Here is a 15,143-nt window from a genome sequence, read left to right on the forward strand (position 1 = left end):
CGCGGGGGACGTATGCTAGCATGAGTTCCTTTTTCCAGGCTTGGTTGCGACCTGAACGGTTCTCACCGCGACCATGAATCAAGCGAGTGCTCTTGCGATGACCGACGCTGTACTGATCGACGAACTCAAGACCCTGGTCGAGCCCGGCAAGGTGCTCACCGATGCCTCTTCGCTGGAGGCCTACGGCAAGGACTGGACCAAGCACTTCGCCCCGGCGCCTTCGGCCATCGTTTTCCCCAAGAGCGCCGAAGAAGTCCAGGCCATCGTGCGCTGGGCCAACACCCACAACGTCGCACTGGTGCCCTCGGGCGGGCGTACCGGGCTGTCCGCCGCTGCGGTGGCGGCCAACGGTGAAGTGGTGGTGTCGTTCGATTACATGAATCGCATCCTCGACTTCAACGCCACCGACCGCACCGTGGTCTGCCAGCCGGGCGTGGTCACCGAGGCGCTGCAGAACTTCGCCGAAGAGAACGGCCTGTACTACCCGGTGGACTTCGCCTCCGCCGGTTCCAGCCAGATCGGCGGCAACATCGGCACCAACGCCGGCGGCATCAAGGTGATCCGCTACGGCATGACCCGCAACTGGGTCGCCGGGCTCAAGGTGGTGACCGGTACCGGCGACCTGCTGGAGCTGAACAAGGACCTGATCAAGAACGCCACCGGCTACGACCTGCGCCAGCTGTTCATCGGCGCCGAGGGCACCCTGGGCTTCGTCGTCGAGGCGACCATGCGCCTGGAGCGCCAGCCGAGCAACCTGACCGCGATGGTCCTCGGCGCACCGGACTTCGACTCGATCATGCCGGTGCTGCATGCCTTCCAGAGCAAGCTCGACCTGACCGCCTTCGAGTTCTTCTCCGACAAGTGCCTGGCACGGATTCTCGAGCGTGGCGACATCCCCGCGCCGTTCGAGACGCGCTGCCCGTTCTACGCCCTGCTGGAGTTCGAGGCGACCACCGAGAGCCGCGCCGAACAGGCGCTGGAGACCTTCGAGCATTGTGTCGAGCAGGGTTGGGTGGTCGATGGCGTGATGAGCCAGAGCGAAACCCAGTTGAAGAACCTCTGGCGCCTGCGCGAGGACATCTCCGAGACCATCGCGCCGTTCATTCCGTACAAGAACGACATCTCGGTCACCGTTTCCAAGGTGCCGGCCTTCCTCGCCGACATCGACGCCATCGTCGCCGCCGACTACCCCGACTTCGAGGTGCTCTGGTACGGCCACATCGGCGACGGCAACCTGCACCTGAACATCCTCAAGCCCGAGACGCTGTCCAAGGACGAATTCTTCGCCAAGTGCGCCGCGGTGAATACGTCCGTGTTCGAGACCGTGGAGAAGTACAACGGCTCGATCTCCGCCGAACACGGCGTCGGCATGACCAAGCGTGACTACCTGGCCTACAGCCGCTCACCCGTCGAAATCGCCGCGATGAAGGCGATCAAGGCGGTGTTCGACCCCAACGGCATCATGAACCCCGGCAAGATCTTCGCCTGAGCAGGAGACCGCGCATGAGCTACCAGCACCAGTACGTCGACGGCACCCCGATCCACTTCCCGCTGGGCAAGGTGGTGTGCATCGGCCGCAACTACGCCGAGCACGCCAAGGAACTGAACAACCCGGTACCGACCGAGCCGCTGCTGTTCATCAAGCCGGGTAGCTGCACCGTGCCCATGGCCGGTGGCTTCAGCATCCCCGAGGACCGCGGCTCGGTGCATTACGAAGCCGAGATCGCCGTGCTGATCGGCAAACCGCTGTCGCGCAAGCCCAGCGAGGAAGAAGTGCGTGACGCCATCTCCGGCTATGCCCCGGCGCTGGACCTGACCCTGCGCGACGTGCAGGCCAAGCTCAAGGAGAAAGGCTATCCCTGGGAACTGGCCAAGAGCTTCGATGGCGCCTGCGTGCTGGCTCCCTTCGTCACCGCCGACCAGGTGGCGGATACCACGGACATCGGCATCCGCCTGACCATCGATGGCGAAGTTCGCCAGGACGGCAGCAGTGCACAGATGCTCAACCCGATCCTGCCGCTGCTCGGCTTCATCGCCGCGCACTTCAGCTTGCAGCCGGGCGACGTGGTGCTCACCGGTACGCCGGCCGGCGTCGGCCCGCTGCTGCGCGGCCAGCAGTTGGTGCTGGAACTGGACGGCCTGACCCGTTGCGAGACGTCGGTGCTCTGATAGCGATTCAGTGGCGCGGTTAAGCTTCGCCTAAGCGGCGGTTAAGGATGAGCTCAGGCGTCTGCCCTAATCTGAACTCGTCAGCAACAAGACGAGGACACAGCACATGAAACGCACTTTCCAAGCCGCCCTGATCGCCGCCCCGCTGCTTATCGCCGGTACCGCCCACGCCGCCGGCTACACCGGCCCGGGTACGGTGCCGAGCGTGACCCAGGTCAGCGCCGCGCTGGAAGCCACCGACGATACGCCGGTCGTTCTCGAGGGCAGCATCGTGCGTCGACTCGGTGACGAGACGTACGAGTTCAAGGACGCCAGCGGTGCCACCATCCAGGTGGAGATCGATGACGATGACTGGCCGACCCGCGCCGTGGACGAGAACCAGAAAGTACGCCTGATCGGCGAGGTCGACGTGGGCCGCAGCTCCCGCGAGATCGACGTGGACCGGGTCGAGCTGATCGACTGATCGCCCCGCTCCACCGGCGGCGCCTGGCGCCGCCGCCCTTTTTCAGTCAGCGGATCGACTCCCACGTGTCTCGCCACCTGCGCCTTACCCTGCCCCTGATCCTGCTCATCGCCCTTGCCACGCTGGCCCAGCAATACCGCCTCTTCGAACGCCTGTGGTTCAACCTGTCCGCCTGGTACCAGCAGGACAGCCTGCGTGCGCGCTCGGCCTGGCTGCCGGACTACGTCGCCGACATCCAGGGCAAGGTCATCGACGGCCTCGATGACAACCTCTCCGCACTGAGCTACGACAGCCAGCGCAAGGTGCTGGTCAGCGTCACCAACACCCCCCCGCAGATGGTCGAACTGTCCCTGGACGGCCGCCTGCTGCGCCGCGTGACGCTGCACGGGTTCAGCGATCCCGAGGCGATCGAATACATCGGCCCCGGGCGCTACGTGATCGCTGACGAGCGCGAGCAGCGGCTGGTGGAAGCCCATATCCCCGCCGACGCCGAATCCTTCGATGCGACCGGCGCGCCTCGCGTAGCGCTGGGTCTGGACCTCAATGGCAACAAGGGCTTCGAGGGCCTGGCCTACGACAGTGACAAGCAGCGCCTGCTGGTGGCCAAGGAGCGCGATCCACTGCGCATCTACGGTATCGACGGCTTTCCCCGTCGCGCCGCGGACGCCCCCTTCGACATCCGCGTGACCGCCGACGAGGCACGCGACGCCCAGCTCTTCGTGCGCGATCTGTCGAGCCTCGACTACGACGCCGCCAGCGGCCACCTGCTGGTGCTTTCTGACGAATCGCGGCTGCTACTCGAACTCGACCGCGAGGGCCATCCGATCAGCAGCCTGTCGTTGCTCGCCGGACAGCAAGGCCTCGAGCGCAGCGTGCCCCAGGCCGAGGGCGTGGCGATGGACGATCAGGGCGTGATCTACCTGATCAGCGAGCCGAACCTGTTCTACCGCTTCGTCGCGCGCCGGCCCGCGGGTAAGTAACCGCTCTGGGACGCAACCTTTACCCAAAGCTTACGCTTCGTTACCCGCCCCTTACCCCGGCCTCGCGCTGCCCTCCCTATAGTGGCGCTACCCAATCGCGCGGCGGCGGGAGCGCCCATGACACGACTTCGCAAACACCAACTGATCCTCATCGTCCTGCTCCTCGCAGGCGTCGGTGCCGCCCTGGCCTGGCGCAGTTATTCCAGCCCCGCTGCGGGTGCCGGACTGCTCACCGCCGAGGTCAAACCGGCGGACATCGAGCAGACCGTGGCCGCCACCGGCACCCTCGAAGCCTTCAAGCAGGTCAGCGTCGGCGCCCAGGTCTCCGGGCAGATCAAGGCACTGCACGTAGACTTCGGCGACCAGGTCAAGCAGGGCGATCCGATCGCCGAGATCGACTCGCTACCGCAGCAGAACGCCCTGGCCAACGCCAAGGCCTCGCTGGCGGCGATCGAGGCGCAGCGCGCCGCCGAACGCGCCACCCTCAAGCAGGCCGAGCTGACCTTCTCCCGGCAGAAGAACCTGCTCGCGCAGAACGCCACCAGCCACGACGAGTACGAGGCGGCCGAGGCCGCGCGCGACAGCGCGCGGGCGCAGATCGCCGCCCTCGACGCGCAGATCGAGCAGGCGCGCATCGAGGTATCCACCGCCGAGCTGGACCTTGGCTACACGCGCATCACCGCGCCCATCGATGGCACCGTGGTTGGCGTGGTGGTCAAGGAAGGCCAGACGGTCAATTCCAGCCAGTCCGCGCCGACCCTGGTGAAGATCGCCCAGCTCGACAAGATGACCGTCAAGGCGGAGATCTCCGAAGCCGACGTGGTTCGCGTGGAGCCGGGCATGCAGGCCTGGTTCACCATCCTCGGCGAGCCGGACAAGCGTTACCAAGCGACCCTGCGCATGGTCGAGCCGGCGCCCGACTCGATCAACGACAGCGACAGCAGCTCCGCGGGCAGCAGCTCGAGCAGCGCCAGCAGCGACACGGCGATCTACTACCTGGGCGCCTTCGACGTGCCCAACCCGGAGGGCAAGCTGCGCATCTCGATGACCGCGCAGGTGAACATCGTCCTCGCCAGCGTGCACCACGTGCCCAGCCTGCCAGCTTCGGCGCTGGGCAGCGCCGGACGCGACGGCCGCTACAGCGTGCAGGTGCTGGGCGAAAACGGCCAGCTGGAAAGGCGCAGGATACGCACGGGGGTCGAGGACGGCGTCAACGTACAGGTACTCGATGGCCTGCAGAACGGTGACAAGGTGGTGCTCGGCGATGCCGCCGCGGGCTCCAGCACCGCCCTGCGCATGGGCCGCGGCGGCCCGCCGATGAGGCTGTGACGATGACTGCGCCCCTTCTGGAAATCCGCGGCCTGCGCCGAGAGTTCCTGGCTGGCGAGACGAGTGTCGCGGTGCTGCAGGACATCGACCTGAGCATCGCGCGCGGCGAAATGGTCGCCATCGTCGGCGCCTCCGGCTCCGGCAAGTCCACCCTGATGAACATCCTCGGCTGCCTGGATCGCCCCAGTGCCGGCAGCTACCGGGTGGCCGGCCGCGAAACCGGGCAACTGTCGCCGGACGCACTGGCACGCCTGCGCCGCGAGCACTTCGGTTTCATCTTCCAGCGCTACCACCTGCTCGGCGACCTGGACGCGGTCGGCAACGTGGAAATCCCGGCGATCTACGCCGGCGAGGACAGCGCCAGCCGCCGCCAACGCAGCGTCGCCCTGCTGCAGCGCCTGGGCCTGGGCGAGCGCCTGACGCACAAGCCGGCGCAGCTCTCCGGCGGCCAGCAACAACGCGTCTCGGTGGCTCGCGCACTGATGAACGGCGGCGAGGTGATTCTCGCCGACGAACCCACCGGCGCCCTCGACAGCCACAGCGGCCAGGAAATGCTCAAGCTGCTGCGCGAGCTGCACGCCGCCGGGCACACGGTGATCATCGTCACCCACGATGCCCAGGTCGCGGACACCTGCGACCGGCTGATCGAGATCAGCGACGGGCGCATCGTCGCCGACCGTCAGCAGCGTCACGCACGCGCGGAACCCGCGTTGCAGGAACCGCCCAGCGCCGCCTCGGCAGGCGCCTGGCGGGCCGGCGTCGATCGCTTCGGCGAGGCCTTGCGCATGGCTCTGATCGCCATGCTGGCGCACAAGCTGCGTACCTTCCTGACCATGCTCGGGATCATCATCGGCATCGCCTCGGTGGTCTCGGTGGTCGCCCTCGGCCAGGGCTCGCAGCAGCAGATCCTCGCCAACATCAGCTCGATCGGCACCAACACCGTGGACGTCTACCCCGGCAGCGGCTTCGGCGACCGCCGCTCGGCGCGGGTGCAGACGCTGGTGCCAGCGGATGCCCAGGCACTCGCCGGACAAGGTTTCGTCGACAGCGTGACGCCCTCGGTGAGCAGCTCAGGGACGCTGCGCTACCGCTCCCAGGCACTGACCGCGCAGTTCATCGGCGTCGGCGAACAGTACTTCCGCGCCAAGGGCTACACCTTCGCCGAAGGCCGCGGCTTCGATGCCCGCGCGGTGTCGAGCTCCGCCCAGGACGTGGTGATCGACGCCAACAGCGCGAAGAAGCTGTTCCCCAACGGCGGCGCACTGGGCCAGGTAATCCTCCTCGGCCAGGTGCCCTGCCGGGTGACCGGCGTGCTCGATCCGATCCAGAGCAACTTCGGCAACACCGACCAACTGCGCCTGTTCCTGCCCTACTCCGCGGTGATGAACCGCATGCTCGGCCAGGCCTACCTGGACAGCATCACCGTGCGCATCGACGACGGCGTCTCCAGCGATGCCGCCGAGCAGGGCATCGTGCGCCTGCTGACGCGCCGCCACGGCACCCAGGACTTCTTCGTGGTGAACACCGACACCATCCGCCAGACCATCGAGAAGACCACCCAGACCATGACCCTGCTGATCTCCATGATCGCGCTGATCTCCCTGGTGGTCGGCGGCATCGGGGTGATGAACATCATGCTGGTGTCGGTCACCGAGCGTACTCGCGAGATCGGCGTACGCATGGCGGTGGGCGCGCGGCAGAGCGACATCCTCCGCCAGTTCCTCATCGAGGCGGTGCTGGTGTGCCTGCTCGGTGGCGGCCTGGGGGTGCTCGCGGCCCTCAGCTTCGGCGCCGTGTTCCCCTACTTCACCAGCGAGTTCAGCCTGGTGTTCTCCGGCACCTCGATCATTGCCGCCTTCCTCTGTTCCACGCTCATCGGCCTGGTGTTCGGCTTCCTGCCCGCGCGCAACGCGGCGCGCCTGGACCCGGTCGAGGCATTGTCCCGGGAATGACGCCCTTGAATCGCACACCCCTGATCCTCGCGCTGCTGCTGGCCCTGGGCGGCTGCTCCAGCCTCAGCAGCGACTACACGCGCCCGGCCGTGGTCGTGCCGGGCGACTGGCAACAACAGGCACGCAGCGAGGCCGGCGCCAATCCCGATTGGTGGAAGGCCTTCGGCGACCCGACCCTCGACACCCTGGTGAACGAAGCCCTGGCGCGCAACAACGATCTGGGCAACGCCCTGCTCGCGGTGCGCCGTGCCCAGTTGCAGGCCGACCTCACCCGCAGCGATCAGTGGCCACAGCCGTCCAGCAGCTTCTCCGCCGACCGCAGCCGTGCGCTGCGCGGCGAGGGCAGCACCGCGCACAGCTACTCGTTGACCGGCAGCGTGAGCTGGCAGGCGGACCTGTGGAATCGCCTGGGCAGCCTCAGCGACGCCGCCGAACTGGAGACCCGCGCCAGCGCCGAGGACTACGCCGCCGCGCGCCTGTCGCTGATCGCCACCGTCGCACAACTCTACTGGCAACTGGGCTACCTCAACGAGCGCCTGGCGGCCAGCGCGGCGAGCATCGACTACGCGCGCCAGACCCTGGCCCTGGTGCAGGCGCAATACGCCGCCGGCCAGGTGTCCTCGCTGGAGCGCGCCGAGGCCGAGCAGAGCCTGCAGACCCAGCTCGCCGCCGACGTCGAGTTGCGCCAGCAGCGCGTCGAACAGCGCAATGCGCTGGCGCTGCTGTTCGACGGCCAGCTACCCACCTTCGACGAACCCCAGCGCCTCGACGTAGCGCGCCTGCCGACGGTCGCCGCCGGGCTGCCGGCGAGTCTGCTGGCGCGACGCCCGGACCTGCGCGCCGCCGAACTGCGCCTGCGCGAAAGCCTGAAGAACGTCGACGCGACCCGCGCCAGCTACTACCCGGACCTGTCGCTCACCGGCACCCTGGGCTATTCCAGCTCGGCCCTCGGCAGCCTGCTGCAGGACCCGGTCGGCGCCCTCGGCGCGGGCCTGAGCCTGCCGTTCCTGCGCTGGCAACAGATGAACCTGGAGGTCGATACCTCGCGCACCGACTACCAGGTCGCCGCCAACAGCTTCCGCCAGAGCCTCTACCAGGCACTGGCCGACGTCGAGAACGCCCTCGCCGGGCGACGCCACTACGCCGAGCAGGAAGACAACCGCGAACGCGCACTGGACGCGGCGCGCGAGGCCGAACGGATCTACCGGGCACGCTACGAGTCCGGCGCGCAGACCCTGCAATCCTGGCTCACCGCACAGGAGACACGCCGCAGCGCGGAAATCACCCTGGCCGAGAACCGCCTTAACCAACTGCTCAACGCCATCACCCTCGCCGAAGCGCTGGGCGGCGGCGCCGAGCAACCGGCGGAACCTGCCACGCTGCTCGGAGAAGCGCGCCCCTGAGCGGATCCGCCTGATCGAGGTCCAGGGCAGCGCCCGACGCTGCGCATCGTCTTCATCAACAACGCAGGCACGCCGAGCGGCCAGTACGATGACCAGCCCACGTACGCGTCGAGGGCGCCGCGCAGATCCGCCTCTGTAGCAACGACGGGTATTGAGCGGCGTTCCCGCGACCCATTGTCGCAGGAAGCCTTCCGCGCACACCGAACCGCTCTAGCACGCCACTTTCCGGCAAAAATCCGGTGACGGTCGCGGGCTTGGCGGGGCTGTCACCGATCAAGTTTGGCACGGATTGCCGCTGGCAGAATGGAATCATCACCAGCCAGCGGACGCCGTGCGATATGAAACGCCTGAAGGACATTCCCATCTGGTTGCGCCTCACCGCGGCGATCTGGCTGCTGCTGGTCGTCGCCTGGGGCGGTCAGATCGCCTGGGAAACCCACGTCAACCGGCAGACCGCCATCGAGCAGGCGAAGGACTTCGCCGGCGCGGTCAACGAGATGACCCTGGCCGGGCTCACCGGGATGATGATCACCGGCACCATCGGTCAGCGCGAGGTCTTCCTCGACCAGATCAAGGAGCTCTCGCTGATCCGCGACCTGCGGGTGCTGCGCGGCGAACCGGTATCGCGGCTGTTCGGCCCCGGCAAGGGCGAGGAAGCCGAGCCGGACGCCGATGAACGTGCCGTGCTGGCGGGCGCCGACGCCCTGCTGCGCGTCGAGGAGAGCTCCACGGGCGAGCGCAGCCTGCGCGCAGTGATCCCGGCGCGGGCATCGAGCAACTACCTGGGCAAGAACTGCATGCTCTGCCACCAGACGCCGGAAAACACCGTGCTCGGCGCAGTCTCCATGCGTGTCTCGCTGGAGCGCGTGGACGCAGCCGTCACCAGCTTCCGCAACCACAGCCTGCTGTTCGCCGTGCTGGTCTCCCTGCCGCTGCTGGCGATCGTCTACCTGTTCATCCGCCATGCCGTGTCGCGACCGCTCGGCGAAATGGCCCACGGCCTGGCGGACATCGGTCAGGGCGAGGGCGACCTGACCCGCCGCCTGCCGGTACGCGGGCGCGACGAAATCGGCCGCACGGCCTGGCTGTTCAACCGCATGCTGGAAACCATCGGCGCGCTGGTGCGCCAGGTGGACGCCTCGGCGGCCTCTGTCAGCGACGCCTCGCGCAGTCTCGCCCAGGGCGCCAGCCACCTCACCGAGGCCTCGCGCCAGCAACACCTGGAATCGCAGGCCGCGGCGGATGCCGTCGAGAACCTGAGCAGCAGCATCGCGCATATCGCCAGCGGTGCCGAGGAGGTCCGCGACGGCTCGCGGGAAAGCCTCGCGCGCGCCGACCAGGGCACGCAGAACCTGGCGCAGTTGCTCGAGGAGGTCGATCACATCGAGCGCGCGGTACGCGACATGGCCGAGGCGATGGGCGCCTTCGTGCACTCCACCGAGGCCATCAGCGGGATGACCCGCGAGGTCCGCGAGATCGCCGAACAGACCAACCTGCTGGCGCTCAACGCCGCCATCGAGGCGGCGCGCGCCGGGGAGCAGGGCCGCGGCTTCGCCGTGGTCGCCGAGGAAGTGCGCAACCTGGCGGAGAAATCCGCCCACTCCGCGGGCGGCATCGACGGTATCACCCGGGACATCTCGCAACGCTCCCAGGCCGTCAGCCTGGCGGTCGACGAGGGCCTGCAGCACCTCAGCGCCGGTCGCGAGGCAGCAGCCTCGGTGGCCAACGTGCTCACCGCCACGCGCCAGGCCGTGGGCGAGGTGGATAGCCGCCTGGACCGCATCGTCGCGGCGACCGAAGCCCAGCAGCAGGCGATGGCCTCGGCCAGCGCCAGCATCGAGAACATCGCCGAGCGTGCCCGCGAGAACAACCAGGCGATCGAAGACAGCCTGAGTTCGGCGCAGGAGCTCGAGCAACTGGCAACACGTCTGCAGGAGCTGGTCGCGCGCTTCCGTGCCTGAGCCGACGGCGACCTACCCGCCCGCGTCAGAGGGCTTTCCGCACGCCAGACCGATCCGCTAGCCTGGCGCTCTCGACGGGGCCATCCCCGAACTGGATGCCCCGATGAAAGCGCGCGACGTTGCCAACTACCTGTTCCTGGCGCTGACCTGGGGCCTGTCGTTCCTGGTCGTGCTCAAGGTCGTGCAGGCCTTCGGCTGGATCGGCGCGGTGAGCTTCCGCGCGCTGGTCGCCGGGCTCACCCTGTTCGTCCTGGCCCGCGCGGCCGGCTGGACGCTGCGCTTCGCCGGACAGTGGCGCGCGCTGACGGTGGTCGGCGCGACCACCGTCGCCGGGCAACTGGTCGGGCTGTCCTACGCCACGCCGCGCATCGGCACCGCCATGGCGGCGATCTTCGTCGCCAGCATTCCACTGTTCTCGCTGCTGATCGGCCGCCTGTGGGGCGAGCGCATCAGCGTCTCCGGCGTGCTCGGCCTGCTGCTCGGTGTCATCGGTATCGTACTGCTGGTCGGCTTTCCCGCGGTGCCGGTGACGCCGGTGTTCCTCGCCGGCTGCGCCGCCTCGCTGGCCAGCGCCTTCTGCGCAGCCTTCGGCAGCCAGTACGTCAACCACCGCCTGCGCGACGCACGCCCCTGGGAAGTGACCTGCGGCGCCTTCCTCATCGGCGGCGCCCTGACCCTGCCGCTGCTGCTGGCGGTACCGGTCCCCAGCCGCCCGAGCCTGCCCGACTACGGCCTACTGCTGATCGCCGGTTGCCTGATGAGCGCGTTGACCTACGTGCTGTATTTCCGCCTGGTGGGCTCCATCGGCGCCACCCGGGCGATCAGCGTGGAGTTCGCCGTCACCGTGGTCGCGGTGCTGATCGGCGCCCTGTTGCTCGGAGAACCGCTGTCCGCCGCACAACTGGCCGGTGGCCTGGTGATCGTCTGCGGCTGCGCGCTGGTCCTCGGCCTGCTGCGACTGCCACGCCGTCTGCAGGCCTGAATTCCCCGCAGTTTGCGAACCGGTCGAGAAAACGCCACACGCGGTTTGCATCCGCCTCGCCGCCGCGCGATGGTCCGGCCTTTCCTTACCAACAAGGAGGTCGGTCATGCCCGGCAAGCCCGCTGCGCGCGTCGGTAACCCTACCGCCTGCCCGAAGCCCGGACACGGCACCAACCCCATCGCCAGCGGCTCACCGAACGTCCGCTTCGACGGCCTTCCCGCTGCCCGCCAGGGCGACCCCAGCGCCTGCGGCGGCGCCCTGAGCGGCGCGCTGGTCGGTAACGTGCTGATCAACGGAAAACCCGCCGCCGTGGTCGGCAGCGTGGGCAGCCACGGCAACGTGGTGATCGGCGGCTCCGGCACGGTGATCATCGGGCACAGTCCCAACCCGGCCCCCGTCAGCGCGCCCAGCCCCCTGCAGATCGCCGGCAGCATCCTCGCCGCCGTCACCCAACCCGCCGCACTGCTCGACGCTACCCGCCTCGCCGACAGCGGCTCTTCCGCCCCCCTGCAGAAACTCGCGGAAACCCTGCTGGAGGAGGAAGAAGAGCTCCCCGTGAAGCAGGGCATCACCCTGCGCATTGGCGTGTTCTTTGATGGGACGGGGAATAACGCCATCAATACGGCCCAAGGCGCCGAGTGCCGGGCTCAGGCTCTCGGATTGGACGAATCCACGGGGCGGGGCATTGCGCAGCGCTGCCACGCTTATAAATTGGGCCCGAATAGTAGTTACGCCAACGATGTGACCAATATTTGGCGTTTGTACGATCTTTATCGGGACGAACAACAAATGGAGCAAAGCTCGCAGCAAAGTACTGTCTTCGCTCCGATATATATCGACGGAATTGGCACTACCTCAGGAGAAATGGACAGCACACTTTTCGGCCAGGCATTGGGGGTTGGTTCAACGGGCATACTGGCCAAAATAGGGGAGGGTATGCAGCAGTTAGGCTCAGTCGTGCAGCAAGCGCTTACCGATAACCCAAACAAAATACTGGACGAGTTGAAACTAGATATCTTCGGTTTCAGCCGGGGCGCGGCCGCTGCGCGAGGCTTCGCTAATCAAGTTCTGAAACGGCAAGCCGGGCCATTAGGCGGGCTCCCTATACCAGAAAGCTTCGATTGGCAGTCGGATCTCTCCATCGGCTTCATAGGTTTATTCGATACCGTTTCTGCCTTGGATGGCCCGGGCCCGTGGGGCAGCCCTGCCAATGCAATGGCTGCAGGGATCGATCTGCATCTGGCACCCGACGCAGCGGAGCAGGTCATTCATTTGGTGGCCCGTGACGAATATCGCAAGAATTTCCCATTCAATCGCGTAGCGCCTCCGCATAGAGAGATTGTCCTTCCCGGCGCACACTCCGATCTGGGTGGGGGCTACGCGGAGGAGATGCGTGAATGTCTATATCCGGTTCGCCCTCGTAGCCAGTGGGTGGAGCAAAGGGTTGATGCGCGCCGTACAGCCGTTTTTAGCAACGCCTTGGAAGACACTCGGAGAGTCCGTAGTGCAGACCTGATCGACCCCGAGGATTCGCAGGCTCAACTGACCACCGACGTTTGGGAACATAGTTCGCTCTTCGGAGGCGGTCGCAATGAAACCAGAAAGCAAGTCATCGCCGCACCTATCCTCAATCGCCGGGTGTACGGACATCTTTCACGAGTCTACCTGCGAGTCATGCACGCACTGGCTAGTGAAGCAGGCGTTCCGTTAAAGGTCATTCCGGTAACTGCCTCCCTAGAATTACCTTTGGACCTCCATCCCTTTTCGCAAAAACTCGAAGCTGTTACTCGGAAAGGCGCACTGGATATATCTGAAGGCGAAGAGCAGTTACTCCAGCAGCGTTACATTCATCTCTCCTCTCACTGGAACGCTAGCATTGGCTCAGGAGGGGGAGTTTGGGAAACGGCATTCATTAACGCTCCGGAAAAAGGAGGGGTACGAGTGAGCTTCGAAGATAGATCAATGGGAGGTAGTAATTGAGGCGTGTACTGCTTTGTATATTCTTCCTACTGATGACCGGATGCGCCAACGGCAGCGGTTATCCGGAAGCTCTGCCCTATCAGAGCTGGCGCCTGGGCTTCCTAGTTCCTGACTATATGGAGGTTTGGATCGAGACTGCGGATGTGGAAGATATCCAAGGGCGCGTTTTTCAACATGTCGGAAGCGGTACAGCGTCTGTGGGGAAGCGAGGGCTGCAAAGTGAAAGTGCCCGTGGTTGGCGAAATGCTTGGGGCAAGGGGCGTTATGTGGACGGTGCAGACCTACCCCAACGGGTCTACGTTCGTTGGCAATCGTTGGTGGAACCGCAGACTTACAAGGTCACGCTCGATATTCCCGAGCGCGCTCGTCAACTGATGACGCAAAAAGTCTCACCTCCCTGTCAGGTGATGGAATACCCGCAGTCACTGACGATTGGCCTGGCTCCTGGCGGCGTGGTTCGTGGTTGGGTGACGGGGGCATGTGGGGCGCGCATGGAGGTGCTCCAGGCACAGGCTGAGATCGAGCCAAAAGGGCCGTCACAAGGAAAAACCGGCGGGCAATACGCTTTGCCTCTGGATGCTGACTCCAAAGCCTACATCGACCAACACGGCATTCCCTACGGCTCCTGGTGAACGCTCCCGTGAAGTTGCCCTTTCTGTCTCTTGCTCTATCCCTGTTGACCGGCTGCGCCAGTGGCAGCGGTTATCCGGATGGTCTGCCTTATCGAAGTTGGCGTTTAGGCTTCCTGGCTCCAGATTATATGGAAGTTTGGATTGAGACGGCTGATGTGGAAGACACTCAGGGGCGCGTGTTTAGGCATATGGGGGGAGGAACGGCATCCGTCAGTCGGCCGCCATTGGAGCTGGAAAGTGCCCGAGGCTGGCGTGATACATGGGGTAAGGGACGCTATGTGGATGGAGCCGATTTACCAGCTCGAATTTATGTGCGCTGGCAGTCAATGGTGGAGCCACAGACTTACAGCGTAACGCTGGATATACCCGAACGAGCACATCGGCTGATGACGGAAAAGCTCACGCCACCTTGTCCGCGGAGTGAGTATCCGCAGGTTTTGACGTTGGGATTGGCGCCCGGCGGGGTTGTCCGTGGTTGGGTTGCGGGTTTATGCGGGGAACGAAGAGAGGTGCTTAGGTCTCAGGCTGAAATAGAGCCCAATGGGCCATATGAAGGAAAATCTAATGGGCATTATCGACCTCTCTCGGAATCCTCCAAAGCCTACATCGAGAAAAATGGTATCCCCTACGGCTCATGGTGAACGCCCCCGTGAAGTCGCTCTTTCTGTCTCTTGCTCTATCACTGTTGACCGGCTGCGCCAATGGAAGCGGTTATCCGGAAGCTCTGCCCTATCAGAGCTGGCGCCTGGGCTTCCTCGTTCCTGACTATATGGAGGTTTGGATCGAGACTGCGGATGTGGAAGATATCCAAGGGCGCGTTTTTCGACATGTCGGAAGCGGTACAGCGTCTGTGGGGAAGCGAGGGCTGCAAAGTGAAAGTGCCCGTGGTTGGCGAAATGCTTGGGGCAAGGGGCGTTATGTGGACGGTGCAGACCTACCCCAACGGGTCTACGTTCGTTGGCAATCGTTGGTGGAACCGCAGACTTACAAGGTCACGCTCGATATTCCCGAGCGCGCTCGTCAACTGATGACGCAAAAAGTCTCCCCTCCCTGTCAGGTGATGGAGTACCCGCAGTCACTGACACTCGGCCTGGCTCCTGGCGGCGTGGTTCGTGGCTGGGTGACGGGAGTATGTGGCGAGCGCATGGAGGTTCTCCATGCACAGGCGGAGATCGAGCCGAAAGGTCCTTACGAAGGTATGTCCAACGGCAATCACCGACCTCTTTCGGAATCCTCCAAAGCCTACATCGAGCAAAACGGCATCCCCTACGGCTCCTGGTAGCGCCATCAG

Annotated in this window: 13 protein-coding genes and 1 pseudogene; all 14 read left to right on the forward strand. The window is 65.5% G+C overall.

The window, feature by feature from the left end; all coding sequences use genetic code 11:
* Positions 1–97: 97 nt before the first annotated feature.
* The 14 genes and pseudogenes from ACYRGX_RS02795 to ACYRGX_RS02860 all read left to right on the forward strand — a co-directional run bounded on the left by ACYRGX_RS02795 (position 98) and on the right by ACYRGX_RS02860 (position 15,134).
* Positions 98–1,489, forward strand: coding sequence for an FAD-binding oxidoreductase (locus ACYRGX_RS02795; RefSeq protein WP_473055095.1), 1,392 nt, complete (start codon positions 98–100; stop codon positions 1,487–1,489).
* Positions 1,490–1,503: 14 nt separating this feature from the next.
* Complete coding sequence (locus tag ACYRGX_RS02800) at positions 1,504–2,169, forward strand: fumarylacetoacetate hydrolase family protein (RefSeq protein WP_473055096.1); 666 nt, start codon at positions 1,504–1,506, stop codon at positions 2,167–2,169.
* A 106-nt stretch (positions 2,170–2,275) separates the two neighbouring features.
* Positions 2,276–2,632 carry a YgiW/YdeI family stress tolerance OB fold protein gene (locus ACYRGX_RS02805; protein ID WP_473055097.1) on the forward strand — a complete coding sequence of 119 codons (357 nt, stop codon included), beginning with the start codon at positions 2,276–2,278 and terminating at the stop codon, positions 2,630–2,632.
* Positions 2,633–2,697: 65 nt separating this feature from the next.
* The gene (locus ACYRGX_RS02810; RefSeq protein ID WP_473055098.1) at positions 2,698–3,612 is read left to right on the forward strand and encodes an SdiA-regulated domain-containing protein; all 915 of its coding nucleotides are present in this window, start codon (positions 2,698–2,700) and stop codon (positions 3,610–3,612) included.
* Between the two features lie 117 nt (positions 3,613–3,729).
* The gene (locus ACYRGX_RS02815) at positions 3,730–4,941 is read left to right on the forward strand and encodes an efflux RND transporter periplasmic adaptor subunit (protein WP_473055099.1); all 1,212 of its coding nucleotides are present in this window, start codon (positions 3,730–3,732) and stop codon (positions 4,939–4,941) included.
* Between the two features lie 2 nt (positions 4,942–4,943).
* Positions 4,944–6,893 (forward strand): MacB family efflux pump subunit, encoded by a 1,950-nt coding sequence (locus ACYRGX_RS02820; protein WP_473055100.1) that lies wholly within the window; start codon positions 4,944–4,946, stop codon positions 6,891–6,893.
* A gap of 5 nt (positions 6,894–6,898) precedes the next feature.
* Positions 6,899–8,296 (forward strand): efflux transporter outer membrane subunit, encoded by a 1,398-nt coding sequence (locus ACYRGX_RS02825; protein ID WP_473055101.1) that lies wholly within the window; start codon positions 6,899–6,901, stop codon positions 8,294–8,296.
* 989 nt (positions 8,297–9,285) lie between these two features.
* Positions 9,286–9,348, forward strand: a pseudogene (locus ACYRGX_RS02830) (hypothetical protein); the annotation flags it as partial.
* A 45-nt stretch (positions 9,349–9,393) separates the two neighbouring features.
* Positions 9,394–10,257, forward strand: coding sequence for a methyl-accepting chemotaxis protein (locus tag ACYRGX_RS02835; protein ID WP_473056623.1), 864 nt, complete (start codon positions 9,394–9,396; stop codon positions 10,255–10,257).
* Between the two features lie 103 nt (positions 10,258–10,360).
* Positions 10,361–11,239, forward strand: coding sequence for a DMT family transporter (locus ACYRGX_RS02840; RefSeq protein ID WP_473055102.1), 879 nt, complete (start codon positions 10,361–10,363; stop codon positions 11,237–11,239).
* A 106-nt stretch (positions 11,240–11,345) separates the two neighbouring features.
* On the forward strand, positions 11,346–13,220 hold the full coding sequence (locus tag ACYRGX_RS02845; protein ID WP_473055103.1) for a PAAR domain-containing protein: 1,875 nt from the start codon (positions 11,346–11,348) through the stop codon (positions 13,218–13,220).
* Positions 13,217–13,852, forward strand: coding sequence for a DUF2931 family protein (locus ACYRGX_RS02850; RefSeq protein WP_473055104.1), 636 nt, complete (start codon positions 13,217–13,219; stop codon positions 13,850–13,852). The genes ACYRGX_RS02845 and ACYRGX_RS02850 overlap by 4 nt, the downstream gene beginning before the upstream one ends.
* A gap of 8 nt (positions 13,853–13,860) precedes the next feature.
* Complete coding sequence (locus ACYRGX_RS02855; RefSeq protein WP_473055105.1) at positions 13,861–14,493, forward strand: DUF2931 family protein; 633 nt, start codon at positions 13,861–13,863, stop codon at positions 14,491–14,493.
* 8 nt (positions 14,494–14,501) lie between these two features.
* Positions 14,502–15,134: a DUF2931 family protein gene (locus ACYRGX_RS02860; RefSeq protein ID WP_473055106.1), complete on the forward strand. Its 633-nt coding sequence runs from the start codon at positions 14,502–14,504 to the stop codon at positions 15,132–15,134.
* Positions 15,135–15,143 lie beyond the last annotated feature (9 nt).

It is taken from the genome of Pseudomonas sp. R4-15, from assembly GCF_055768815.1.

Bases quoted from the DNA above. Each gene is read 5' to 3' on its own strand.
- ACYRGX_RS02795 (WP_473055095.1), top strand. From the start codon at position 98: ATGACCGACGCTGTACTGATCGACGAACTCAAGACCCTGGTCGAGCCC.
- ACYRGX_RS02800 (WP_473055096.1), top strand. From the start codon at position 1,504: ATGAGCTACCAGCACCAGTACGTCGACGGCACCCCGATCCACTTCCCG.
- ACYRGX_RS02805 (WP_473055097.1), top strand. From the start codon at position 2,276: ATGAAACGCACTTTCCAAGCCGCCCTGATCGCCGCCCCGCTGCTTATC.
- ACYRGX_RS02815 (WP_473055099.1), top strand. From the start codon at position 3,730: ATGACACGACTTCGCAAACACCAACTGATCCTCATCGTCCTGCTCCTC.
- ACYRGX_RS02820 (WP_473055100.1), top strand. From the start codon at position 4,944: ATGACTGCGCCCCTTCTGGAAATCCGCGGCCTGCGCCGAGAGTTCCTG.
- ACYRGX_RS02835 (WP_473056623.1), top strand. From the start codon at position 9,394: ATGCTGGAAACCATCGGCGCGCTGGTGCGCCAGGTGGACGCCTCGGCG.
- ACYRGX_RS02840 (WP_473055102.1), top strand. From the start codon at position 10,361: ATGAAAGCGCGCGACGTTGCCAACTACCTGTTCCTGGCGCTGACCTGG.
- ACYRGX_RS02845 (WP_473055103.1), top strand. From the start codon at position 11,346: ATGCCCGGCAAGCCCGCTGCGCGCGTCGGTAACCCTACCGCCTGCCCG.